19 protein-coding genes are annotated in these 24,384 nt (G+C 54.6%); 9 read left to right on the forward strand and 10 right to left on the reverse strand.

Annotated elements, in window-relative coordinates:
* Positions 1-13: 13 nt before the first annotated feature.
* Positions 14-397 (reverse strand): biofilm formation regulator BssR, encoded by a 384-nt coding sequence (bssR, locus tag ICA20_RS16145; RefSeq protein WP_038639191.1) that lies wholly within the window; start codon positions 395-397, stop codon positions 14-16.
* Positions 398-675: 278 nt separating this feature from the next.
* Here bssR and rimO point away from each other — a divergent pair, with 278 nt between their 5' ends.
* Complete coding sequence (rimO, locus tag ICA20_RS16150; protein ID WP_038639187.1) at positions 676-1,983, forward strand: 30S ribosomal protein S12 methylthiotransferase RimO; 1,308 nt, start codon at positions 676-678, stop codon at positions 1,981-1,983.
* Positions 1,984-2,037: 54 nt separating this feature from the next.
* Here the strand turns inward: rimO and gsiD are convergent, their stop codons facing one another.
* The 6 genes from gsiD to ICA20_RS16180 all read right to left on the reverse strand — a co-directional run bounded on the left by gsiD (position 2,038) and on the right by ICA20_RS16180 (position 9,287).
* Positions 2,038-2,949, reverse strand: a complete 912-nt coding sequence (gene gsiD / locus ICA20_RS16155; protein WP_038639184.1) for a glutathione ABC transporter permease GsiD — start codon at positions 2,947-2,949, stop codon at positions 2,038-2,040.
* A gap of 2 nt (positions 2,950-2,951) precedes the next feature.
* On the reverse strand, positions 2,952-3,872 hold the full coding sequence (gsiC, locus tag ICA20_RS16160) for a glutathione ABC transporter permease GsiC (protein ID WP_038639181.1): 921 nt from the start codon (positions 3,870-3,872) through the stop codon (positions 2,952-2,954).
* Between the two features lie 46 nt (positions 3,873-3,918).
* Entirely contained in the window at positions 3,919-5,457 is a 1,539-nt protein-coding gene (gene gsiB, locus ICA20_RS16165; RefSeq protein ID WP_038639178.1) for a glutathione ABC transporter substrate-binding protein GsiB, read from the reverse strand.
* A gap of 28 nt (positions 5,458-5,485) precedes the next feature.
* Complete coding sequence (gsiA, locus tag ICA20_RS16170; RefSeq protein WP_038639174.1) at positions 5,486-7,357, reverse strand: glutathione ABC transporter ATP-binding protein GsiA; 1,872 nt, start codon at positions 7,355-7,357, stop codon at positions 5,486-5,488.
* Positions 7,344-8,309 carry a beta-aspartyl-peptidase gene (gene iaaA, locus ICA20_RS16175; protein WP_038643092.1) on the reverse strand — a complete coding sequence of 322 codons (966 nt, stop codon included), beginning with the start codon at positions 8,307-8,309 and terminating at the stop codon, positions 7,344-7,346. The genes gsiA and iaaA overlap by 14 nt, the downstream gene beginning before the upstream one ends.
* A 189-nt stretch (positions 8,310-8,498) precedes the next feature.
* Entirely contained in the window at positions 8,499-9,287 is a 789-nt protein-coding gene (locus ICA20_RS16180) for an aminoglycoside nucleotidyltransferase ANT9 (RefSeq protein ID WP_038639171.1), read from the reverse strand.
* A gap of 175 nt (positions 9,288-9,462) precedes the next feature.
* Between ICA20_RS16180 and moeA the strand changes: the two genes are divergently transcribed.
* Both moeA and moeB read left to right on the forward strand, forming a co-directional pair.
* Positions 9,463-10,698 carry a molybdopterin molybdotransferase MoeA gene (gene moeA / locus ICA20_RS16185; RefSeq protein WP_038639168.1) on the forward strand — a complete coding sequence of 412 codons (1,236 nt, stop codon included), beginning with the start codon at positions 9,463-9,465 and terminating at the stop codon, positions 10,696-10,698.
* A complete protein-coding gene (moeB, locus tag ICA20_RS16190; RefSeq protein WP_038639163.1) occupies positions 10,698-11,447 on the forward strand; it encodes a molybdopterin-synthase adenylyltransferase MoeB in 750 nt (249 codons plus the stop codon). The genes moeA and moeB overlap by 1 nt, the downstream gene beginning before the upstream one ends.
* 48 nt (positions 11,448-11,495) lie before the next feature.
* Here moeB and ICA20_RS16195 read toward each other — a convergent pair whose 3' ends face one another.
* Together ICA20_RS16195 and fsa are read right to left on the reverse strand one after the other, a co-directional pair.
* Complete coding sequence (locus ICA20_RS16195) at positions 11,496-12,425, reverse strand: Rpn family recombination-promoting nuclease/putative transposase (protein ID WP_038639160.1); 930 nt, start codon at positions 12,423-12,425, stop codon at positions 11,496-11,498.
* Positions 12,426-12,599: 174 nt separating this feature from the next.
* Complete coding sequence (gene fsa, locus ICA20_RS16200; protein WP_038639157.1) at positions 12,600-13,262, reverse strand: fructose-6-phosphate aldolase; 663 nt, start codon at positions 13,260-13,262, stop codon at positions 12,600-12,602.
* 132 nt (positions 13,263-13,394) lie between these two features.
* On the opposite strand from fsa, the gene ICA20_RS16205 reads away from it, so the two are divergent.
* From ICA20_RS16205 to ICA20_RS16220, 4 genes are all read left to right on the forward strand, one after another.
* Positions 13,395-14,294, forward strand: coding sequence for a glycyl-radical enzyme activating protein (locus tag ICA20_RS16205; RefSeq protein ID WP_038639154.1), 900 nt, complete (start codon positions 13,395-13,397; stop codon positions 14,292-14,294).
* Positions 14,295-14,299: 5 nt separating this feature from the next.
* Positions 14,300-16,732, forward strand: a complete 2,433-nt coding sequence (locus tag ICA20_RS16210; protein WP_038639151.1) for a glycyl radical protein — start codon at positions 14,300-14,302, stop codon at positions 16,730-16,732.
* Between the two features lie 222 nt (positions 16,733-16,954).
* On the forward strand, positions 16,955-17,767 hold the full coding sequence (locus tag ICA20_RS16215; RefSeq protein ID WP_038639148.1) for a Cof-type HAD-IIB family hydrolase: 813 nt from the start codon (positions 16,955-16,957) through the stop codon (positions 17,765-17,767).
* 154 nt (positions 17,768-17,921) lie between these two features.
* The gene (locus ICA20_RS16220; RefSeq protein WP_038639145.1) at positions 17,922-19,184 is read left to right on the forward strand and encodes a DUF1479 domain-containing protein; all 1,263 of its coding nucleotides are present in this window, start codon (positions 17,922-17,924) and stop codon (positions 19,182-19,184) included.
* Here ICA20_RS16220 and ICA20_RS16225 read toward each other — a convergent pair.
* Complete coding sequence (locus ICA20_RS16225) at positions 19,181-20,254, reverse strand: LacI family DNA-binding transcriptional regulator (RefSeq protein WP_038643091.1); 1,074 nt, start codon at positions 20,252-20,254, stop codon at positions 19,181-19,183. The genes ICA20_RS16220 and ICA20_RS16225 overlap by 4 nt on opposite strands.
* Positions 20,255-20,542: 288 nt before the next feature.
* On the opposite strand from ICA20_RS16225, the gene ICA20_RS16230 reads away from it, so the two are divergent.
* Positions 20,543-21,844, forward strand: coding sequence for an MFS transporter (locus ICA20_RS16230; protein ID WP_038639142.1), 1,302 nt, complete (start codon positions 20,543-20,545; stop codon positions 21,842-21,844).
* Between the two features lie 17 nt (positions 21,845-21,861).
* Positions 21,862-24,225, forward strand: a complete 2,364-nt coding sequence (locus tag ICA20_RS16235) for a glycoside hydrolase family 31 protein (RefSeq protein WP_038639139.1) — start codon at positions 21,862-21,864, stop codon at positions 24,223-24,225.
* Positions 24,226-24,384: the final 159 nt, after the last annotated feature.

The following is a 24,384-nucleotide window of genomic DNA, read 5'->3' on the forward strand; positions in this document are numbered from 1 at the left end:
CCCTCCCCCTGATTCAGACGTGTTCCAGCGTTGGATAAGATTGCAAACACTGGATGCTCAGCGTCAGCGTTGTCAGGCAGTTTTCCAGTTTATCTGCGTTAACGGCAATAAAAGTTGGACAATCGTGATGTCCACTCATAAGACAAACAGCGGCGGCGGCTAACGCCCCTTCAGCACGATGAAGGGCATTCCACTCTTCCTGATCAAGATGCATACCGTGAAGCTGTGATTGCTCGTGCAATTCGCGATTCAGCACAAAAAAATTATCACGCAGACGATCGCTCTCGCTGACTGACATGTAGCCTTTCGCTTTTCTCAACAGCAGATAAGCGGCAAGTTCGATACGGGCGTTTATCAATTTGTTGAGAAGATCGGTTCTCAGTCTGTCAACAACCATACTTTGTTCCTCCTCTTTCCAACCATGGTGCAACTTAATAGTATGGTTGATTTTTGAACAAATAGATGTCCTACATCAACAAAGCTCAATTGATTAACATAATTTACAATGTTACAACCCTCGGCAAGTTACTCTGCCGCTAAGACAAGCAAATCTGGCTGCGACAATATGCAAAATGAGAAGCCAGTCTTCCCTGCGCCTTATACCGATCAGATATAGATGTACCGTGACGGCATCTGTATAATCCCCCGATTACGAGCAATGTACAGTATAAGAAAATGGCAAAAATTGGTTTTATATCACTAGGTTGTCCGAAAAACCTCGTCGATTCTGAGCGCATCCTGACCGAACTTCGTACCGAAGGCTATGATGTTGTGCCAAGCTACGACGATGCGGATATGGTTATCGTTAACACCTGCGGCTTTATCGACAGCGCGGTTCAGGAGTCCCTGGAAGCAATCGGCGAAGCGTTAAACGAAAACGGCAAGGTGATCGTTACCGGCTGTCTGGGCGCGAAAGTTGATCAGATCCGTGAAGTCCACCCGAAAGTGCTGGAAATCACCGGTCCGCACAGCTATGAACAGGTTCTGGAGCACGTTCACCACTATGTGCCAAAACCAAAGCATAACCCGTTCCAGAGTCTGGTTCCTGAGCAGGGCGTCAAGCTGACTCCGCGCCATTATGCCTATCTGAAAATTTCTGAAGGCTGCAACCACCGCTGCACGTTCTGCATTATTCCGTCGATGCGTGGCGATCTGGTGAGTCGTCCGATCGGCGACGTTCTCAGCGAAGCCAAGCGTCTGGTAGATGCGGGCGTGAAAGAGATACTGGTCATTTCTCAGGATACGTCCGCGTACGGCGTGGATGTGAAGCATCGCACCGGTTTCCATAACGGCGAGCCGGTCAAAACCAGCATGGTTGATCTGTGCGAACAGTTATCAAAACTGGGGATCTGGACGCGTCTGCATTACGTCTATCCCTACCCGCACGTTGATGACGTGATCCCGTTGATGGCGGAAGGCAAAATCCTGCCGTATCTGGACATCCCGCTGCAGCATGCCAGCCCGCGTATTCTCAAGCTGATGAAACGCCCAGGCTCCGTGGACAGACAGCTGGCGCGCATCAAGCAGTGGCGTGAAATCTGTCCTGAACTGACGCTGCGCTCCACCTTCATTGTCGGTTTCCCGGGTGAAACAGAAGAAGACTTCCAGATGTTGCTCGACTTCCTGAAGGAAGCACGCCTGGATCGCGTCGGCTGCTTTAAGTACAGCCCGGTAGAAGGCGCTGGCGCCAATGACCTGCCGGATCAAATCCCGGAAGAGGTGAAAGAAGAACGCTGGAACCGCTTTATGCAGTTGCAACAGCAGATCTCTGCTGAACGCTTGCAGGAGAAAGTGGGCCGCGAAATTCTGGTTATCGTTGATGAAGTTGACGAAGAAGGCGCGATTGGTCGCAGTATGGCTGACGCCCCGGAAATCGATGGCGCGGTATACCTGAATGGCGAAACCAGGGTGAAACCTGGCGATATCATCCGCGTGAAGGTCGAAAACGCAGATGAATACGATCTGTGGGGCACCCGCGTTTAAATAGCGTAACCCAACGTAGGCCGGATAAGCGTTACGTCTTATCCGGCCTGTGGTTTATCCTTTTATCTTCGGGTCCAGCGCGTCGCGCAGGCCATCGCCCAGTAAGTTAAACGCCAGCACCGTCAGAAATATCGCCACCGCCGGGAAAATCGCCACATGCGGCGCAATCACCATATCGGCCCGCGCCTCATTGAGCATTGCCCCCCACTCCGGGGTCGGCGGCTGCGCGCCCAATCCCAGAAATGACAAGCTCGCGGCAGAGATAATCGACGTGCCAATTCGCATGGTAAAAAAGACCACAATCGATGAGACCGTTCCCGGCAGAATATGGTTAAAGATGATGGTTGCATCGCTGGCGCCAATACTGCGCGCAGATTCAATAAAGGTCTGCTGCTTCAGCACTAGCGTATTCCCACGCACCAGACGCGCGAAGGCCGGAATAGAAAAAATAGCCACGGCAATAATCACGTTGGCAATACCGCTGCCCAGCACTGCCACCACAGCGATCGCCAGCAAAATACCCGGAAAGGCGAACAGTACATCGCAGATGCGCATAATCAGTCGATCCCACCAGCCTTCGTAGTATCCCGCCAGTAACCCCAGCACGGTGCCAATCGTCGCGCCAATAAATACGGCAAAGACCCCTGCCGCCAACGAGATTTGCGCCCCAACCAGCACACGGCTAAAGATATCCCGTCCCAGGGAGTCAACGCCGAACCAGTGCAGCATCGACGGCCCGTCATTCAGACGGTCATAATCGAAGTAGTTTTCGGCATCAAATGGCGTCAGCCAGCGGGCAAAAATCGCCACCATAATCAGGATAAGGACAAACAATCCCGCGATCATCGCCATGTGCTGGCGGCGGAAACGACGCCAGAACTCATGCCACGGCGTGCGAATCTGCTCTGGCTTAACAAGGGGCATCGCATTTAAAATCGCCTGTCGGCGCCAGTTAAAAAATCGCATCCTTACTTGTACCTGATAGCCGGATTAATGGCGGCGTAGAGTACATCCACCACTAAATTAATAAGAATAAACTCCAGAGAGAATAACAGCACCTCGGCCTGTATCACCGGGTAGTCGCGCATTTCGACTGAGTCCACTAACAGTCGTCCAAGCCCTGGCCAGTTAAACACCTTCTCAACCACGATTGAGCCGCCGAGTAAAAAACCAAACTGTAGCCCCATCATGGTAACCACCAGGATCATCGCGTTACGCAGACCATGTTTCAACACCACCCAGGTTTCACTCACCCCTTTAGCTCGCGCAGTGCGCATATAATCTTCACTGAGCACATCGACAAACGAAGCACGGGTAAAGCGGGCCAGCACCGCAGCCACCGCCGCCCCCAGCGTAATTGACGGGAGGATATAGTGCAGCCAGGTGTCAGCGCCCACGGTGGGCAACCAGCCGAGTTCAACGGAAAATATCTGCATAAGCAGCATGCCGAGCGCAAAAGCCGGAAAAGAGATCCCGGTGACCGCCAGCGTCATACTTAACCTGTCCGGCCAGCGATTACGCCACACGGCGGCGATAATCCCCGCCGTCATGCCAAATAACACTGCCCACGCCATACTGGCAATTGTCAGCCATAGCGATGGCATAAAACGGCTGGCAATCTCTTCCGCAACCGGGCGGCGAGAAACCATCGAGGTTCCAAAATCGCCTTGCAACACGTTGGTCATGTAATGCCAGAACTGAATATGCAGCGGTTGGTCCAGACCCAGTTGCTTACGCACCAGTTCAATTACCTCAGCATCGGCCTCCGGTCCGGCAATCAGCCGGGCCGGATCGCCGGGTAGCAGGTGAACAAATAAAAACACCAGCACCGCCACAATCAACAGCGTTGGGATCAACCCCAGCAGGCGCTTGAAAACATAGTTAAGCATCACGCTCCCTTCGCCGGCCCCTGCATTACGGGGCCGAATGCATCGCTTATTTTAAATCCGCATCATCAAAGCTAAATCCGGTATCCGGCATGATCCAGAATCCCGTCAACCTGGTGCTGTGCGCCGAAATCAGTTTTTCCACTACCAGCGGGATCCACGGCGACTCTTTCCAGATGATATCCTGCGCATCTTTGTACAGCTTCGCTTTCTGCGCCGGATCGTTGGTTTGCAGAGCCGCGGCTAAATCACTGTCCACCTGCTTATTACTGTAAAACGCCGTGTTAAACAGCGTCGGCGGCCAGTTTTGTGATGCAAATAGCGGCGACAGCGCCCAGTCCGCTTCACCTGTAGAAGCAGACCAGCCGGTGTAGAACATCCGCACTCCGCTCTCTTTCTGCGCTTTACCTTCAACTTCCGCCGCTCGCTGACCAGCGTCCATCGCTGTTACCTGCGCCTTAATGCCCACCTGTGCCAACTGCTGCTGAGTAAATTGCAGTACTTTCTGCGCGGTACTGTGGTTATGCGAAGACCATAGCGTGGTGGTAAAACCATTAGGGTAACCCGCTTCTTTCAGCAACTCGCGCGCTTTCGCCGGATCGTAAGGCCACGGCGTATAGCTTTGCGCATAGGCAATCGATGGCGGGAGAACACCGGTGGCAGGCGTCGCGTACCCGGCAAAAGCGACTTTCACCAGCGCCTGACGGTTGATGGCATAATTCAGCGCCTCACGCACCTTCGGGTTATCGAACGGTTTTTGCGTGACGTTCATGCTGATATAGCGCTGCATGATAGACGGACTGGCCACCAGTTCCAGGTTTTTGTTCTTCGCCAGTAGCGCCGCCTGCTCGTAAGGGATCGGGAAGGCAAACTGCGCCTCCCCGGTCTGCAGCATGGCCGCACGCGTGTTGTTGTCGGTCACCGGACGCCAGGTAATCGTGTCAAGCTTTGGCAACCCTTGCTGCCAGTAGCCCGCGAACTTCTTAACCTTCACAAAATCCGTCTGATTCCAGGTTTCAAGCTGATACGGTCCGGTGCCGACAGGATGAAAGCCGATCTCCTTACCGTATTTCTCCAGCGCGGCAGGCGAAATCATCGCCGTTGCCGGGTGCGCCAGAATATTGATGAATGCCGAGAACGGTTGCTTCAGCGTAATCTTCACCGTCGACGGGTCGACAACCTCGGTTTTATCAATATTCTTATACAGGTTGTAGCGTTTCAGATGGTTTTCCGGATTACTGGCCCGATCGAGGTTAGCTTTGACCGCATCGGCGTTGAAGTCAGTGCCATCCTGAAACTTCACGCCCTGACGCAGCTTAAGGGTGTAAGTCAGGCCATCATCAGAAACCGTATAACTCTCCGCCAGCACATTTTTCAGCTTCATCTCTTTATCAAGGCCAAACAGCCCTTGATAAAACGACTTTGCTACCGCCTGCGACAACGTGTCGTTCGCGTCATAGGGGTCGAGCGTGGTGAAGTTAGATCCCACTGCCACCACCACGTCTTTGGCGGCCCAGCCCGGTGCGGCGGCCAGCGCCGAGGCCACTCCCACAGCAACCAGCCATTTTCGAGCAACAATTTTTGTCATGTTATTCTCCTTAAACCCTGTCTGCCTGTTATAAACGCGAAAGCACATTTTCTGGTTGTGGACGCGCGACATAATGCCCCGGGCCAACTAACTGTAGTGACACGGGGGAAATCTCTTCGCCGCGCTTGCGGATATTGCTGGGGATATCATCCGATAACAGCACGCGCTGGGGCCGATGATGTGATGGATCGGCCACCGGTACTGCCGCCATCAGTTTGCGCGTATACGGATGCTGTGGATTTTCAAATACCGCCCGCCGGGTACCGATCTCGACAATCTGCCCCAGATACATCACCGCCACACGGTGACTGATCCGCTCCACTACCGCCATATCGTGGGAAATAAACAGATATGCGATCCCCATTTCGCGCTGCAGGTCGAGCAACAAGTTGATAATTTGCCCACGAATCGAGACATCCAGCGCCGAGACCGACTCATCGGCAATGATTACCTTGGGATTGAGCGCCAGCGCCCGGGCAATGCAGATACGCTGACGCTGACCGCCGGAAAACTCGTGCGGATAGCGCCAGGCATGCTCAGGGAGCAATCCTACGCGCTCCAGCAGCCAGGCAACCCGTTTTGCCGCCGCATCACCTTGCAGTAATCCATGCACCCGTAACGGCTCTAAAATGGAATATCCCACCGTCTGGCGAGGATCGAGCGATGCATAAGGGTCCTGGAAGATGAACTGAATGTCCCGGCGCAGCGGCTGCAGTTTGCTGGCGGCGAGGGTATCAATCCGCTGTCCGTTGAAGATGATCTCTCCACGCTGAGACTCAACCAGGCGCAGCAACGCCCGCCCGGTGGTGGATTTGCCGCAGCCCGACTCGCCCACCAGCGAGAGCGTTTCTCCCGGCCACAGGTCAAAGCTGACGTTTTCCACCGCATGCACCTCACGGGTTACCCGGTTAAGAATGCCGCTGCGCAGAGGAAAACGCGTCACCAGATTGCGTACCCGTAGGATAGGCTCGCCTTCAACCACGGTGTCCTGCTCGGTTTGCGGTTCAACATGACTGGGATCGTGTAAAGAAATAAGTGGGAAACGGCGCGGATACGCTTGTCCGCTCATGGCGCCAAGCTGCGGTACGGCTGCCAGCAACGCTTTAGTATAGGGATGCTGGGGAGCATGAAAGATCTGCTCAACGCTGCCGGTTTCAACCGCCTCACCCTGATACATTACCAGCACACGGTCGGCAATATCCGCCACCACACCCATATCGTGGGTAATAAAGATCACCCCCATCGACATATCCTGCTGCAACACTTTTATGAGTTGCAGGATCTGCGCCTGAATAGTGACATCCAGCGCGGTGGTCGGCTCATCGGCAATCAGCACCGCAGGGCGGCACGACAGCGCCATGGCGATCATCACGCGCTGGCGCATGCCGCCGGAAAGCTGGTGCGGATAACGCGATAAAATCGCCTTCGCCTCAGGAATACGGACCTGATCGAGCATCCGTTTAGCTTCCAGCATCGCCTCTTCATGACTGGCCCCCTGGTGTAAACGGATAGACTCGGCAATCTGCTCACCCACGGTAAACACCGGATTTAGCGATGTCATCGGCTCCTGAAAGATCATCGCGATATCCGCGCCGCGCACGTGGCGCATCTGTGATGCGCTCTGTTCACCCAGCTCAATAACCTGGCGGTTGCGGCGTCGGAGGAGCATTTCATCACAGCTCACCTCGCCGCCAGCCTGTTCTATCAGACGCATCAGCGACAAAGCCGTGACCGACTTTCCTGAACCGGACTCGCCAACTATCGCCAGCGTTTCTCCACGCTTCAGGCGAAATGACAGATTACGCACCGCACTCACGCGCTGCTGTTCCTGTTCAAAGGCAATGTTCAGGTTACTCACTGCCAGCACGTCACTGACGTCAAGCTCATCACTGTGTGGCAATGGTATCTCCTTTTTCCCGATAAATACCGGTGGTTGGCGTATCGCCCGCGTATCCCCAGGCACGGTACATGCCTTCACTGTTAAACGGTAAGGCGACATTGCCCTCATGATCGATAGCAATTAAGCCGCCACTGCCGCCCAACGCCGGTAATTTTTCCATCACCACACGCTCGCACGCCTCAGATAAACTCAGGCCGCCATAATCCATCAATGCCGCAATGTCATAAGCCGCCAGCGCACGAATAAAGACTTCTCCGGTTCCGGTGCAGGAAACCGCCACGTTTGCGTTATTGGCATAACAGCCTGCGCCAACCAGTGGACTGTCACCCACCCGGCCCGGCAATTTGTTGGTCATCCCGCCGGTCGATGTCGCCGCCGCCAGATTACCAGACATATCCAGCGCAACCGCCCCCACGGTACCCATTTTGTTATTCTCATCCAGTGGGGTAGCGTTATGATCCAGCACCATTTCACCCGCCGTTCGCGCCGCCAGCAGTTGAGCGTAGCGTTCTGGCGTCGAGAAAATATCCGCCGAAACGCGCTCCATACCCTGCGCAATGGCAAAATTCTCTGCCCCCTCACCTATCATCATGACGTGTGGGCTGTGTTCCATCACCAGACGTGCCGCGAGAACTGGATTTCGCAGATGACTGACTCCCGCGACGGCTCCCGCTTTCAGGGTATTACCGTCCATCACGCAGGCGTCCAGCTCATGGGTTTCATCACGGGTATATACTGCGCCAATTCCAGCATTAAACAGCGGGCACTCTTCCAGCAGACGCACGGCCTCGGTCACCACATCCAGTGCGCTACGCCCCTCTTCGAGCATCCGCTGACCGGTTTCGACAACATCTGACAGCGCCTGTATATAACGCAACTCCTGCTCCTGGCTCAGCTGTGCACGGGTAATAGCCCCGGCGCCGCCGTGAATTGCAATAACTGCTTTACCCATTTTTTCGTCCATTAAGGTGACCGGTTCCGGGGTTATAAATATCAGAATTTCGGTGACTTATTGATTCGATTTTTGAATATAGAAAGATGCAGACGTCATGTAAAGGTAAAGGCCTGCCTCTCATAATCGATGCTGTCAGGTCATTCAGATGGAGTTAACAGGAATGAATCCCCGACGACGTTGAATAACCTATTCAAGCAGATCGGTAATCTGTTTTTTTGCATACCATACAAACCGTTGTACTGACGGCATGGATTCAGCCCAGTTCGTTTTGGCCACCCCCAGATATTCCGCACATGCAGCTTGCAGCGTGTCAGCATGCTCAACGGGCAATTTAGGCATGAGCCACGACGCGGCCTCATCCTTAGCGACAATATCGCCGGTCACGACGCTGTACCAGATGCGCGCCAGAGCCAGAATGATATTGCGCTCATCACCCTCTAAATCTGCGGGTTCTTGCCACTGTTCAAGAATATGTCGAAACGTTTTCAAGACATCATTGGCAGGAATGGCGTTGAATAATATATCAGCGGGTTCACCGAACAACGGTACGCTGGCGCGCCGGGCCTGGGTCAGCAAAATGGCAAGATCAGCATCCGCCAGCGCCGGTTCAAACACGCCGGCGTCGATCTCCTCACGCAACCACTCGCCAAACTGCATTTCTCTTACGGGTGGGAATTGCCACGGTACGATCAGCGAGTACACAACAACAGTGACTTCCAGCGCGCGATAACGCTCTGAAGTCCCGGGCGGCGCTGAAATGGTCAGCAATTCCCGCATTACGGTTTCTCTTAACCGGGCATCCATTGGTTCCCGTATGGTGACCAACAAATCAATGTCGCTGAGAGGTTTTGAGCCGCTGTCGACAGCAGAACCATACAGATGAATAGCCACGAGATTCTCCTCGAAAAGCTGGCGGATGAGCGCACTGGCGGCATTCACCTGTCGTCGAATTGCGTCCGGAATAGGAGTAGCCATTTAGCCCCCTGGGGAAAAGAGCGGAAATATTGAGTCTATACTGCATTTTTCCTGTGGCGCTATCCTCTGGCATGAAACCTTGACCAGATCTGATTCTAAGCCTGAGGTAGCATACTGTCCGCGGCCATTTTCTGACATAATGGCCGGATTCGATTTTGCCCGCAGGAGTCTTCTCATGGAATTTACCGCCGGACTGATGCCGCTTGAAACGGCTCTCTCTCAGATGCTGTCGCGTATTACCCCGCTCACCGCCGTCGAAACGCTGCCGCTGGTTCAATGCTTTGGCCGCATTCTGGCCGCCGACGTCGTTTCCCCCATTGATGTACCAGGATTCGATAATTCGGCAATGGATGGCTATGCGGTACGATTAGACGATTTACGCTCGGGTCTGCCGCTTGCGGTAGCAGGCAAAGCCTTTGCCGGACAGCCTTTTCACGGCGAATGGCCCGCGGGGACCTGTATCCGCATCATGACCGGCGCCCCGGTGCCTGCCGGTTGTGAAGCGGTAGTCATGCAGGAACAAACGGAACAAACCGATGACGGTGTACGTTTTACCGCCGAAGTCCGCGGCGGACAAAATATTCGTCTGCGCGGTGAAGATATTGCAAACGGTGCAGTCGTCTTCCCCGCCGGGACTCGCCTGACAACCGCCGAGCTCCCGGTTCTGGCTTCGCTCGGTATTGCTGATGTGCCTGTTGTGCGCAAAGTCCGCGTGGCGTTGTTCTCCACCGGTGATGAACTGCAACTGCCGGGTCAACCGCTGAGCGACGGACAGATTTATGACACCAACCGTCTGGCCGTTCACCTGATGCTGCAACAGTTGGGCTGCGAGGTAATCAACCTTGGAATTATTCGCGACGATCCCAACGCGCTACGCGCGGCGTTTATTGAAGCCGACAGCCAGGCCGATGTCGTTATCAGCTCCGGCGGCGTTTCTGTCGGTGAAGCGGATTACACCAAAACCATTCTGGAGGAACTGGGAGAAATTGCCTTCTGGAAGCTGGCCATCAAACCGGGCAAACCGTTCGCCTTTGGCAAACTAAGCAACAGTTGGTTTTGCGGCCTGCCGGGTAACCCGGTGTCAGCAGCCCTCACCTTTTATCAACTGGTGCAACCAATGCTGGCGAAGCTTAGCGGCAACACGGGCTGTGGGTTGCCTCCTCGTCAACGCGTACGCACCGCGTCACGTCTGAAGAAAACGCCAGGCCGTCTGGATTTTCAACGTGGCGTATTGCAGCGCACCGCAGAAGGCGAACTGGAAGTCACCACCACCGGACACCAGGGTTCGCATATTTTTAGCTCCTTTAGCCTCGGCAACTGTTTTATCGTGCTGGAACGCGATCGTGGTAACGTTGAAGCCGGAGAGTGGGTTGAAGTCGAGCCGTTTAACGCGCTGTTTGGAGGTCTGTAATGGCGGAACTCAGCGACCAGGAGATGATGCGCTATAACCGGCAAATCATTCTGCGCGGCTTCGATTTTGAAGGTCAGGAAGCGCTGAAGGAGGCGCGGGTACTGGTCGTTGGTCTGGGGGGACTTGGCTGCGCCGCGACCCAATACCTGGCAGGCGCTGGTGTCGGGCATTTAACGCTGCTCGACTTTGACACCGTTTCCGTGTCGAACCTCCAGCGCCAGACGCTGCACAGCGATGCAACCGTAGGGCAACCGAAAGTGCTATCCGCCCGCGACGCGCTGGCGCGGATTAACCCTTATATCGCCATTACGCCAGTGAACGCACTACTGGATGATAGCGAAATTCACGCGCTGATCGCCAAACACGATTTGGTGCTGGACTGTACGGATAACGTCAGCATCCGCAATCAGCTTAATGCCGGCTGCTTTAGCGCAAAGGTTCCGCTGGTTTCCGGGGCGGCAATTCGCATGGAAGGACAAATTACCGTCTTTACCTATCAGGAAGGCGAACCTTGCTACCGTTGCCTGAGCCGCCTGTTCGGTGAAAATGCCCTCACCTGCGTGGAAGCTGGCGTAATGGCTCCGCTAATCGGCGTGATCGGCTCATTACAGGCCATGGAAGCCATTAAATTATTGGCAAACTACGGTAAACCCGCATCTGGAAAAATCGTCATGTACGACGCCATGACCTGCCAGTTTCGCGAAATGAAGCTGATGCGTAACCCGGGATGTGAGGTGTGCGGGCAGTAACGGTAAGCCCCGGCGGCATTTATTTTCCGGGGCTGTATTAACATACATTCAATGCGTCAAAGAGTTAATATCTTCCTCAGATAGCCCAGTGATTCTCACGATAAGCTCCCGTGGGAGACCATCGGCCAGCATTGAGTGGGCAATGCGCTGCGCTTCCTCGCGACGACCTTCAACCCGGCCTTGACGCATGCCTTCCCGTAGCCCCTTTCGTTGCCCTGCCCTACGTATTTTTTCAACAATATTCATTGTACGCTCCTTGTGTTCGGGTACCTGCTGCGCCAGCTTACGCATAAATCGCCCAAAGCGCGGTTTGTGACCATGCTGGATTAGCAGATAATTAAACAGCGCTTTTAGCTGGCTGTCATTAGCACTTCCTGTAACCAGCAGCGTAGCCAGATTGTCCACCAGTCCTAATAAATCGCGCTGGCGAATATGCTTTTGAATCAGTTCCAGCAGTGCGATACGCCGGTGCTGCATAATTTCTTCATCCGGGATAACGGTAATATCCACCAATGGAAATGCCGACAGATAAAGCTGGCGCGCCAGGAGCGGATTATCAAACTCATCCAGCCAGCATAAAGAGAAGGGATAAGGCGTATCGACGCCATGATAAAACAACATCGGCACGACTAACGGTAAGCGGGTATGCCCGGCGTCAAGGTGGCTTTGCATTGCCGCTATCGCATAACGCATCAGGCGAAACGACATATGCACATCAGGACGACTTTGATGTTCAATCACAACATAGATATAACCCTCCCCTTCACTGGTTTTCATCGACCAAAGCACATCTGAATAATATGCGCGTAAGTTTTCTTCAATAAAACTGGTGGGTTGCAGTTCTAACGTCGCCAGATCACAAAGCGCCCGTAGCGTGGGAGGAAGATGAATTTCAATAAAATCACGGGCTGTGGCAGGGTATTTTAAAAATGTTTTAAACAGCGCATCGTGCGGTGTGGCTGTAGGTGTTTTTTTCATGGCGGTCCGTCACCTGATAAACATGATGACGTGAATGTACCCGTCGCGATGACGGGTAGCATGCAGGCTTTACCGGTTTTACGAGGGGGATTCGCAGTTTATTGCTCTTAACTGCAACAGATTCATTTTGACGGAATCACCTACGCAAATATGCCGGAGTAATCCGACCTAAAACTAGATCGACGTCCGTCCAAACGCCCCCTGCCAGTCCTGCTCAAACTTCACAATCGCCGCATCCACAGCCGGAGAGGTCATAAACTGCTGCGCCACGTCCAGCGGCAGCGTGATGGACTCGCAGCCTGCCAGCAGGCAATCCAGCGCCTGACGCGGCGTTTTGAAGCTGGCTGCCAGTACTTTGGCGTGCGGCGCATGCATGTTCAGTAAGGTTTGCAGATCGGTCACCGTCTGAATACCATCTCCCCCCTGCGCATCCACGCGGTTTACGTATGGCGCAACATATTCCGCTCCTGCCAGCGCCGCTAACAGCCCTTGAGCAGCACCGTATACCGCGGTACCCAGCGTCGGGATCCCTTCTTCTTTCAGTAGCTTAATTGCCGCCAGACCTTCTGCCGTCACCGGCACTTTGACCACGATATCCGCGATAATTGCCCGCAGTTTACGTGCATCTTTGACCATGCCTTCGGCGGTCGTCGCCATCACCTGCGCAAACAGACGGCCTTGTCCCCCCATCGCTTCCTGCAGTTGCGGCAGCAACACTTCCAGCCTCTCTTTACCAGCCGCCACAATGCTCGGGTTAGTGGTCACCCCAGCCAACGGCAAAACACGCGCCAGAGCTTTGACAGCGGCAACATCAGACGTATCTAAATAGAGTTCCATAACCTTTCCTCAAACGAATAATTAGCATGAATAAAAGGTAGCACGGCGAAACCTCACGGTTAGTTGACGCACGTCAATATAGCTTTCACTCGAAAGTAATTTAATCTTTATACGAAAGAAAAGAGGCCGCTTATGATTTTCAATATCCAGCGCTATTCCACGCATGATGGTCCCGGTATCCGTACCGTGGTGTTCCTTAAGGGATGCTCCCTGGGCTGTCGTTGGTGTCAGAATCCGGAAAGCCGCGCCCGCACACAGGACCTGCTCTACGACGCACGGTTGTGTCTCGACGGTTGCGATCTCTGTGCTCAGGCGGCACCTGCGGTGATTGAGCGAGCGCTAAGCGGTCTGCTTATTCATCGCGAAAAACTGACCGATGACGCTTTCGCCGCGCTGACTGACTGCTGTCCAACCCAGGCGCTGACCGTCTGCGGAGAGGTAAAAAGCGTGGACGACATCATGGCGACCGTATTTCGTGATAAACCGTTTTACGATCGTAGCGGTGGGGGTCTCACCCTCTCCGGTGGCGAACCGTTTATGCAGCCAGAACTGGCGGCAGAATTATTCAAGGCCAGCCACGATGCGGGTATTCATACGGCGGTCGAAACCTGTCTGCATGTACCGTGGAAGTATATCGAGCCGTCATTACCTTACGTTGATCTGTTCCTGGCTGATTTAAAACATGTCGCCGACGCGCCGTTTAAGCAGTGGACCGATGGCAGTGCCTCTCGTGTATTAGACAATCTGAAAAAATTGGCCGCTGCGGGTAAAAAAATGATTATCCGCGTACCGCTGATTCAGGGTTTCAACGCTGACGAAGCCGCCATCCAGGCTATTACCGATTTTGCTGCCGACGAGCTTCACGTCGGTGAGATCCATTTTTTGCCCTATCACACCCTGGGCATCAATAAATACCACTTACTCAGTCAACCCTACAACGCACCGGATAAACCGCTTGAGGCGCCTGCCCTGCTCGAATTTGCTCAGCAGTATGCCCGCCTTAAAGGTTTAACCGCGACCCTACGAGGATAATCGCCATGACCACTCTGAAACTGGACACACTCAGCGACCGTATCAAAGCGCATAAAACAGCCCTGATCCACATCGTGAAGCCGCCGGTTTGCACCGAGCGCGCCCAGCACTATACCGAGATGTATCAACAACATCTGGATAAGCCGATCCCGGTACGCCGTGCGCTGGCACTGGCCCATCATCTGGCGGAACGTACTATCTGGATCAAGCATGACGAACTGATTATCGGTAACCAGGCGAGCGAAGTGCGCGCTGCACCAATCTTCCCGGAATACACCGTCTCCTGGATTGAAAAAGAGATCGATGACCTCGCCGACAGGCCGGGCGCTGGCTTTTCGGTAAGTGAAGAGAACAAACGCGTATTGCACGAGGTGTGCCCGTGGTGGCGCGGCCAGACTGTACAGGATCGCTGCTACGGGATGTTTACCGATGAGCAGAAAGGTCTGCTGGAAACCGGCATTATCAAAGCCGAAGGCAATATGACCTCCGGCGACGCACACCTGGCAGTGAACTTCCCGCTGCTGCTGGAAAAAGGTCTCGACGGCCTGCGCCACAAAGTCGATGAACGTCGCTCCCGCATCAATCTGACTTGTCTGGAAGACCTCCATGGCGATCAGTTCCTGAAAGCGATTGATATCGTGCTGGAGGCCGTCAGTCTGCATATTGAGCGCTTTGCCGCTCTGGCACGAAAAATGGCGTCCACGGAAACCCGCGCCAGCCGTCGCGAGGAACTCCTGACCATGGCGGAAAACTGTGATGTGATTGCCCATGAGCCGCCTAAAACGTTCTGGCAGGCGCTGCAGTTGTGCTACTTCATCCAGTTGATCCTGCAAATTGAGTCGAACGGCCATTCAGTGTCGTTTGGTCGCATGGACCAGTATCTCTATCCTTTCTACCGTCGTGATGTGGAGCTGAATCAATCGCTGGATCGCGAACACGCCATTGAGCTGCTGCACAGCTGCTGGCTGAAGCTGCTGGAAGTGAACAAAATCCGCTCCGGCTCCCACTCCAAAGCATCGGCAGGTAGCCCGCTGTATCAGAACGTGACCATTGGCGGACAGAATCTGGTTAACGGTCAGGCGGTGGATGCCGTCAACCCGCTCTCCTACGCCATTCTCGAATCCTGCGGCCGCCTGCGCTCTACTCAGCCTAACCTGAGCGTGCGCTATCATGCGGGGATGAGTAACGATTTCCTTGATGCCTGTGTGCAGGTCATTCGCTGCGGCTTCGGGATGCCAGCCTTTAACAACGATGAAATCGTCATACCTGAATTTATCAAGCTTGGCATTGAACCGCAGGATGCCTACGACTATGCGGCCATTGGTTGCATCGAAACCGCCGTTGGCGGCAAATGGGGCTATCGTTGTACCGGTATGAGCTTTATTAACTTTGCCCGTGTGATGCTGGCGGCGCTGGAAGGCGGACGCGATGCCACCAGCGGCAAGGTCTTCCTGCCGCAGGAAAAAGCGCTCTCGGCCGGCAATTTCAACAATTTCGATGAAGTGCTGGACGCCTGGGATACACAGATTCGCTACTACACGCGTAAATCCATCGAAATCGAGTATGTCGTCGACACCATGCTGGAAGAGAACGTACACGATATTCTCTGTTCGGCGCTGGTAGACGACTGTATCGAACGCGCGAAAAGCATTAAGCAAGGCGGCGCGAAGTATGACTGGGTATCAGGTTTGCAGGTGGGTATTGCCAACCTCGGCAACAGCCTGGCGGCTGTGAAGAAACTGGTCTTCGATCAAGGCGCTATCGGCCAGCAGCAATTAGCTGCGGCACTGGCTGATGATTTTGACGGTCTGACTCACGAGCAATTACGCCAACGACTGATCAACGGCGCGCCGAAGTACGGCAACGATGACGATTCCGTTGATACGCTGCTGGCCCGCGCTTATCAGACCTATATTGATGAACTGAAACAGTACCATAATCCACGTTATGGTCGCGGTCCGGTTGGCGGCAATTACTACGCCGGGACCTCTTCTATCTCCGCCAACGTGCCGTTTGGCGCGGCAACCATGGCAACGCCGGATGGCCGTAAAGCACACACCCCGCTGGCTGAAGGCGCAAGTCCGGCTTCCGGGACGGACCATCTCGGCCCGACGGCGGTAATTGGCTCAGTGGGTAAACTGCCTACCGGCTCCATTCTCGGCGGTGTGTTGTTAAATCAGAAGCTGAATCCGGCCACGCTGGAGAATGAATCAGATAAACAAAAGCTGATGATCCTGCTGCGCACCTTCTTTGAAGAGCACAAAGGCTGGCATATTCAGTACAACATTGTGTCCCGTGAAACGCTGCTGGAAGCAAAAAAACACCCGGATCAATACCGTGACCTGGTGGTGCGTGTCGCAGGCTATTCCGCCTTCTTCACTGCCCTGTCTCCGGATGCGCAGGACGATATCATCGCGCGTACTGAGCATATGCTGTAAGCAATATTGTAGGCCGGATAAGGCGTTCACGCCGCCATCCGGCACGCTACCCTCCCCATTGCCGGATGCGCTGACGCTTATCCGGCCTACAACTGCTCTCCCCTTAGCCGGGTAAGGCGAAGCTGCCACCCGGCCTTTTACTTTCATTCGAAATTAAATTTGTGCTTCAGGTCACATTGTTATTAGAATGTTTCTGGTCGCAGTTATGAGCCAGGAGCAAGTATGACCATCAAAGTTATCGTCACCGATATGGACGGAACTTTTCTCGACGACGCCAAGAAATACGATCGTGCACGTTTTATGGCGCAGTATCAGGAACTGAAAAAACGAGATATTGAATTTGTCGTGGCCAGCGGCAACCAGTATTTCCAGCTGATCTCCTTTTTCCCGGAGCTTAAAGACGAAATATCGTTTGTCGCTGAGAATGGCGCGCTGGTTTATGAGCATGGCAAACAGCTGTTTCACGGCGAGCTTACCCGTCACGAATCACGTATTGTTATTGGCGAACTCCTCAAAGACAAGCAGCTCAATTTTGTTGCCTGTGGTCTGCAAAGCGCCTACGTCAGTGAGAATGCTCCTGAGTCTTTCGTGGCATTGATGTCGAAACACTACCATCGCCTGAAACCGGTGAAGGATTATCAGGACATTGATGATGTGCTGTTTAAGTTTTCGCTGAACTTACCCGACCAACAAATCCCGTTGGTTATAGATCACCTGCATACCGCTCTGGATGGCATAATGAAGCCCGTCACCAGCGGCTTTGGGTTTATCGATTTGATTATTCCGGGCTTACATAAAGCCAACGGTATCAGCCGCCTGCTGAAACGCTGGAACCTGTCTCCACAAAACGTCGTCGCCATTGGCGATAGCGGCAACGATGCAGAAATGTTGAAAATGGCGCATTACTCTTTCGCCATGGCCAATGCGGCAGAGAGCATCAAAGCGATTGCCCGCTATCAGACCGATGACAATAACCATCAGGGCGCGCTGAATGTGATTCAGGCGGTGCTGGATAACACCTCTCCTTTTAACTAACGTCTAATCCTGCTAACCGGGGCGTGCTCCGGTTCTCATGCTTAATGCATTCCGTGCACACCATCAATTTTTTAAACTTGCATTAACCTATTTTTAACTTATATTGCATGTGTAAGATAAATTAGTTTCGAATGAAAGTTAATGCGAGGTGGTTATGGCTTTTACGTTTACCAGCGACACATTGCCCGTCGATCACAAAGCGGCAATCCGTCAGATGAAACAGCAACTGCGGGCACAGCTTGGGGATGTTCAGTTGATTTTCAATCAGCTGAGCGATGCCATTGCCACTCGCGTGGCGGAAATCAACGCCCTCAAAGCGCAAGGTTCCCCGGTTTGGCCAACGTTGTCCTATGCGGATATCAAGGCGGGACGCGTAAACGCAGAGCAGCGTGAAGAGATTAAGCGTCGCGGATGCGTGGTCATCAAGGGACATTTCCCCCGCGAACAGGCGCTGGCATGGGATCAGTCGATGCTCGATTACCTGGATCGCAACCATTTCGATGAGGTCTACAAAGGCCCCGGTGATAACTTCTTTGGCACCCTCAGCGCATCCCGCCCGGAGATCTATCCCATCTACTGGTCCCAGGCGCAAATGCAGGCGCGCCAGAGCGAAGAAATGGCCAATGCGCAGTCATTCCTTAATCGCCTGTGGACGTTTACAAGCGAAGGGAAACAATGGTTTAACCCGGACGTCAGCGTCATCTATCCTGACCGCATACGTCGTCGTCCGCCGGGAACAACGTCCAAAGGGCTGGGCGCGCATACGGATTCCGGCGCGCTGGAGCGCTGGCTTCTGCCGGCATATCAGCAGGTCTTTGCTAATGTTTTCAATGGCAAGCTGGAAGATTACGATCCATGGCAGGCGGCGCATCGCACAGAAGTTGAAGAGTACACGGTAGATAACACCACTAAATGTTCAGTATTTCGTACCTTCCAGGGCTGGACGGCACTCTCCGATATGTTGACTGGTCAGGGATTATTGCACGTAGTCCCGATTCCTGAAGCGATAGCCTATGTGCTATTACGTCCATTGCTTGACGATGTGCCGGAAGATGAGCTTTGCGGCGTCGCGCCCGGCAGAGTTCTGCCGATTTCCACGCAATGGCATCCGCTGCTGATAGAGGCGTTAACCAGTATTCCGCAACTGGACGCCGGAGACTCCGTCTGGTGGCATTGCGATGTGATCCACTCCGTCGCGCCGGTGGAAAATCAGCAGGGCTGGGGCAATGTGATGTATATCCCTGCCGCGCCGATGTGCGAAAAGAATCTGGCCTACGCCCACAAAGTGAAGGCCGCGCTGGAAAAAGGCGCGTCGCCGGGGGATTTCCCGCGCGAGGATTATGAAACTGACTGGGAAGGACGCTTCACGCTGGAGGATTTGAATATCCACGGTAAACGCGCGCTGGGTATAGCTTAGCTGTCGTACAGTCCTTCCCGATCAACGGCGGTGCGTCGTTTCCCCTGACGTATCCGCCGTACTGATTCCCGTACGGCCAGCGTGCCGTTAAGCAACAACGTCCCCACCGGCGCATCCGGGCGCATCAGCCGCTGCTGGAGCATATATACCGCTTCCGTTCCAAGTTCATCGCGGGGAACATGCACTGCGGTTAAGGGTACATCCTGAATCGCCGCCAGATTAAAGCCGTCGATGCTCATGACAGAGACGTCCTGAGGTACGCGCAGGCCGTGTTTTTGCAGGGCACTGATGGTACCCGCCGCCATAAAATCGCCGCCAACTAAAAATGCAGTCGGCAGATCCTTACCCTGCCGCTCAATAAGCCAGGCATTTACCAGCTCCTCCGTTTCACGAGCGCTAAAGCTCGGCACCACCAGCAGATCGCGCAGGTCATTAAATTTCAGGTTGTGTGACTGCCACGCGTCGCGGATCCCCGACAGGCGCAGCTCCATAGTGTAGCGGCGCAGACACATTACATTCAGCACCTCCCGGTGCCCCATTTCGAACAGATATTCCGCCGCCCGTTCGCCAATGGCGCGGTGATCGGGCGTGACGGCGGGCAGGCGCATGTGCCGGTCCCGGCAGTTAATTAATATGCAGGGTTTAGCGACATCCACCGCCAGATCGTGGATATGAGGATCGTCGATACCGAGAAGAATGGCGGCCTGGGTGTCCGGCTCGTTCATTCGCGTCAGAAACAACTGCGCATCGCTATCATTCTCTTCCAGCGCGCAGTAGCGCAGGCGAACCTCGTGGGATGCCAGGCCTTTACTCACGCTCTGGATCACGCGGTAGTAAAAGATGTCGGACCGCTCGTCAAACGCCCGCTGCGGCGCAAAAACCACCAGAGTGTTAAGCAGCAAACGCCCGGCCGCCATGCCGTCAATCACCCCCAACTCCCGCGCGCATGCCAACACCTTTGCCCGTGCTTTCTCACTGGTGTTGGCCTTCCCCGCCAGCACGCGGGAAACCGTGCTGATAGAGAGCTGAGTACGGGCTGCGATTTCGGTAATTTTTAGCCTTTTGTCCATTTTGTGATCTGGCTCCATTTGCAAAATGAAAAAATTTTCATGGCGCATTTATCAGTAAATAACTGGCATGGGAGCCATCATGCCAAATGACTTAAGTTATTTATGAGAAATTTTGCACAAAAACGACTATTTCCCGCTCATGTTCTCCCTTAAGGTGAACTTGTCACACCACTTCCATACTAGTTGTATATCAACTTTCGTATTTAAAACGTATAGAAATCAAAGCTATAAAAATTTGTGTGACACCTGAACCTCCGTCCCCTTACCGTCCGTCTTGTGGAGAGTAAAATGAGTCAGGACATCAATAACACCGTTGCGATAAGCAAAACCCGTCGCGTCATTAAGAACTTGCGCTGGTACATCCTGGTGCTGTTCTTACTTGGCGTCACCGTTAACTACATCACCCGAAACTCGTTAGGTATTCTCGCTCCGGAGTTGAAAGAGAGCCTCGGGATCACCACCGAACAATACTCCTGGATCGTCGGCGCGTTTCAGATTGCCTACACCATTTTCCAGCCCCTGTGCGGCTGGCTGATCGACGTTATCGGCCTGAAGATTGGCTTTATGATCTGCGCCGCGATCTGGGCGCTGATGTGTATTTTCCACGCGGGCGCCGGAAGTTGGCTACACCTGGCCATTCTTCGCTTCTTTATGGGAGCGACCGAAGCGGCTGCGACCCCGGCGAACGCCAAAACCATTGGCGAATGGTTCCCGAAATCAGAACGCCCTGTTGCTGCCGGTTGGGCGGGTGTGGGTTTCTCCATCGGCGCGATGCTGGCGCCGCCTATCATCTACTTTGCTCACGCCTCGTTCGGCTGGCAGGGCGCGTTTATGTTTACCGGCGTGCTGGCGCTGCTATGGGTGATCCTGTGGTGGGCGTTCTACCACAATCCGGAACAGCACCCGAATCTGAGTAAGGACGAGCTGGCGTTTATTAAGCAGGATAACGAACCGCCAGCGGTCAAACTGCCCTTCCTGACTGCGCTAAAGACCGTCTCAAAAAACAAACGCTTCTACGGCATCGCCATCCCGGCCTTTATGGCGGAGCCCGCATGGGCAGTGCTGAGCTTCTGGGTGCCGCTGTACCTTGCCAAAGAGCACGGTATGGATTTGAAGCAGATTGCGATGTTTGCCTGGCTGCCGTTCCTCGCCGCCGACCTCGGTAGCGTGGTGAGCGGTTACCTGACGCGTCTGTATACCCGTCTGTTCGGCTGCTCCCGCGTTAACTCTGTGGTAGCAAGCTCCGTGACGGGCGCGTTCCTGATGATCTCTCTGGGCATCGTAGCCATCACCCGCGACCCGTATATCACCATCGTGCTGATCTCCATCGGCGGCTTCGGGCACCAGATCATCTCCTGCATGCTGAGCGCCCTGGTCGTGGAGTCGTTCGACAAAGGCCAGATGGCGACTGTCAACGGCATGCGCGGCTCTGCTGCGTGGATCGCCAGCTTCCTGTTCTCGCTGTTAATCGGCGTAACCGCCGACAAAATCGGCTTTAACCCGCTGTTTATTGCCATGGGCTTCTTTGACCTGATTGGCGCTGTCTTCCTGGTAGCATTTATTGCTGAACGTCGCGCTAAACGCGCCTGATAGTGGATGTATTGCATATGAAAACCCTGAAAAACTGGATCGTAGATAAGCAGTCAGCAAACCATCTTGAACTGCTGGTCGATAACCAGCACCGTCTGTGTCTGTATGTGCTGGAAGAGAATCTTTTTCGCGTGCTGGTTAAGCGCAAAGGCGAGCTGGCGCTGGACCGCACCTGGAGCATCGCACCGGAAAAAGACGTGCCGTGGGAAGGCCGCCATCGTGACGACATAAGCGGTTTCTCCTGCCCGGCCTGGAACCTGACGCAGCAGGGTGGTGCGCTAACCGTGGCAACCGAACAGCTACGCGTGACCGTCCACCAGCCGCTGTGGCTGGAGTGGCACTACCGCAATGAGGCGGGCGAGTGGCAGCCGCTGGTCAATGACCGACCAACCAGCGCCTACCTGCTGAATGCCCACGGCGACGGCGTGGCGCACTATCTGAGCCGCTCTAAGGATGAGCGTTTCTACGGCCTGGGCGAGAAAGCGGGCAATCTGCAGCGCAACGGTAAACGCTATGAAATGCGCAACCTCGATGCGATGGGCTATAACGCATTCAGCACTGACCCGCTGTACAAGCACATCCCGTTCACTATCGCCCGCCGCCATGATGTGAGCTACGGCCTGTTCTACGACAACCTGAGCAGTTGCTGGCTGGATTTGGGTAACGAAATCGATAACTACCACACCGCCTATCGCCGCTGGCAGGCGGAAGCCGGTGATATTGATTACTACATCTTTACCGGCAAGCGCGTGCTGGACGTCACCAAAGCCTTTGTCCGTCTGACCGGCAAAACGCTTTTCGGACCCAAATGGAGCCTGGGCTACAGCGGCTCGACCATGCATTACACCGACGCACCGGACGCGCAGAACCAGCTCATGAACTTCATCCGCCTGTGCGCAGACCACGCTATTCCGTGCGACTCGTTCCAGCTCTCGTCCGGCTACACCTCGATCAACGGCAAGCGCTACGTCTTTAACTGGAACTACGACAAAGTGCCGCAGCCGAAGGTGATGAGCCAGGCGTTCCACGACGCGGGGCTGAAACTGGCGGCCAATATCAAACCGTGTCTGTTGCAGGATCACCCGCGTTATAACGAAGTGGCAGAACGCGGCCTGTTTATTCGCGATTCAGAAACCGATGCGCCAGAACGTTCCAGCTTCTGGGATGACGAAGGCTCTAACCTTGACTTTACCAACCCGCAGACTATCCAGTGGTGGCAGGAAGGCGTGACCACGCAGTTGCTGGAGATGGGGATCGACGCCACCTGGAACGACAACAACGAGTTTGAAGTGTGGGACGGCGAAGCGCGCTGCCATGGCTTCGGCCAGGAGATCGCTATCAAACACATTCGCCCGGTAATGCCGCTGCTGATGATGCGCGCCTCGCTGGAAGCGCAGCAGCGTTTCGCCCCGGAGAAGCGCCCGTATCTCATCTCCCGTTCCGGCTGCGCCGGGATGCAGCGCTACGTGCAGACCTGGAGCGGTGATAACCGCACCAGTTGGGACACCCTGCGCTTCAATACCCGCATGGGGCTGGGGATGAGCTTGTCCGGGCTGTTCAACGTCGGTCACGACGTCGGCGGTTTCTCCGGCGACAAACCGGACGCCGAGCTGTTTGTCCGCTGGGTACAAAACGGCGTGATGCATCCGCGCTTTACCATTCACTCATGGAATGATGACCACACGGTGAACGAGCCGTGGATGTATCCGGGCGTGACACCTGCCATTCGTGGTGCCATTGAACTGCGCTATCGCCTGCTGCCGTATCTTTACACCCTGCTCTGGCAGGCGCATGCCGACGACGAGCCGATGCTGCGCCCGACCTTCCTCGATCACGAGCACGATGCACAGACCTTTGAAGAGTGCGATGACTTCCTGCTGGGCCGCGACCTGCTGGTGGCAAGCGTCGTCGAAGCCGGGCAGCGCGAGCGTCGCGTCTGGCTGCCGGATAACGAAACCGGTTGGTACGATTTTTACACCAACGAGTGGTTCGCTGGCGGGCAATCGATCGTTCTCGACGCGCCGCTGGAAAAACTGCCGCTGCTGGTACGCGCAGGTGCTGCTCTTCCGCTAAGCGAACGCATTACCCACGTGTCCGCTGAAAAAGACAACACCCGAGAGCTGAAGTTGTTCCCGGTGAAAGGCGTCGGCACAACCTCCGGCCTGCTGTTTGAAGATGACGGCGAAAGCTGGGGCTACCAGAATGGCAATGCGCTGTGGGTGGAATGGGAGATGGTGTGTGATGGCGCAGCGATCAATCTGAAGGTCAACGCGCGTGGGGATTATCGTCCGGCGTGGAAGGCGCTGAAGGTGTCGTTACCGGCGGGGGAAAAACGTAAGCTGCTGGTGAATGGGGTTGAAGGGGGCGAGTGGCTGGTGTAGTGCTGCCTGATGCCCTCACCCTACCCCTCTCCCACAGGGAGAGGGAATAAAGGCTCGACGCCTTTCCCTAAGTATTTCGCGCTGCAGGAAGGCGGCAAACCTGTGAATCCCCGGGAGCTTACATTAGTAAGTGACCGGGGTGAACAGGTGAAGCCAACA

This window comes from Citrobacter sp. C5_2, assembly GCF_014596845.2.
Taxonomy (GTDB): Bacteria; Pseudomonadota; Gammaproteobacteria; order Enterobacterales; family Enterobacteriaceae; genus Citrobacter; species Citrobacter werkmanii.

Coding starts and splice junctions, on each gene's coding strand:
- rimO (WP_038639187.1), top strand. CDS start 676: ATGGCAAAAATTGGTTTTATATCACTAGGTTGTCCGAAAAACCTCGTC.
- ICA20_RS16215 (WP_038639148.1), top strand. CDS start 16,955: ATGACCATCAAAGTTATCGTCACCGATATGGACGGAACTTTTCTCGAC.
- ICA20_RS16205 (WP_038639154.1), top strand. CDS start 13,395: ATGATTTTCAATATCCAGCGCTATTCCACGCATGATGGTCCCGGTATC.
- iaaA (WP_038643092.1), bottom strand. CDS start 8,309: ATGGGTAAAGCAGTTATTGCAATTCACGGCGGCGCCGGGGCTATTACC.
- bssR (WP_038639191.1), bottom strand. CDS start 397: ATGGTTGTTGACAGACTGAGAACCGATCTTCTCAACAAATTGATAAAC.
- ICA20_RS16180 (WP_038639171.1), bottom strand. CDS start 9,287: ATGGCTACTCCTATTCCGGACGCAATTCGACGACAGGTGAATGCCGCC.
- ICA20_RS16210 (WP_038639151.1), top strand. CDS start 14,300: ATGACCACTCTGAAACTGGACACACTCAGCGACCGTATCAAAGCGCAT.
- ICA20_RS16220 (WP_038639145.1), top strand. CDS start 17,922: ATGGCTTTTACGTTTACCAGCGACACATTGCCCGTCGATCACAAAGCG.
- gsiB (WP_038639178.1), bottom strand. CDS start 5,457: ATGACAAAAATTGTTGCTCGAAAATGGCTGGTTGCTGTGGGAGTGGCC.
- fsa (WP_038639157.1), bottom strand. CDS start 13,262: ATGGAACTCTATTTAGATACGTCTGATGTTGCCGCTGTCAAAGCTCTG.
- ICA20_RS16230 (WP_038639142.1), top strand. CDS start 20,543: ATGAGTCAGGACATCAATAACACCGTTGCGATAAGCAAAACCCGTCGC.
- gsiD (WP_038639184.1), bottom strand. CDS start 2,949: ATGCGATTTTTTAACTGGCGCCGACAGGCGATTTTAAATGCGATGCCC.
- moeB (WP_038639163.1), top strand. CDS start 10,698: ATGGCGGAACTCAGCGACCAGGAGATGATGCGCTATAACCGGCAAATC.
- moeA (WP_038639168.1), top strand. CDS start 9,463: ATGGAATTTACCGCCGGACTGATGCCGCTTGAAACGGCTCTCTCTCAG.
- ICA20_RS16235 (WP_038639139.1), top strand. CDS start 21,862: ATGAAAACCCTGAAAAACTGGATCGTAGATAAGCAGTCAGCAAACCAT.
- ICA20_RS16225 (WP_038643091.1), bottom strand. CDS start 20,254: ATGGACAAAAGGCTAAAAATTACCGAAATCGCAGCCCGTACTCAGCTC.
- ICA20_RS16195 (WP_038639160.1), bottom strand. CDS start 12,425: ATGAAAAAAACACCTACAGCCACACCGCACGATGCGCTGTTTAAAACA.
- gsiC (WP_038639181.1), bottom strand. CDS start 3,872: ATGCTTAACTATGTTTTCAAGCGCCTGCTGGGGTTGATCCCAACGCTG.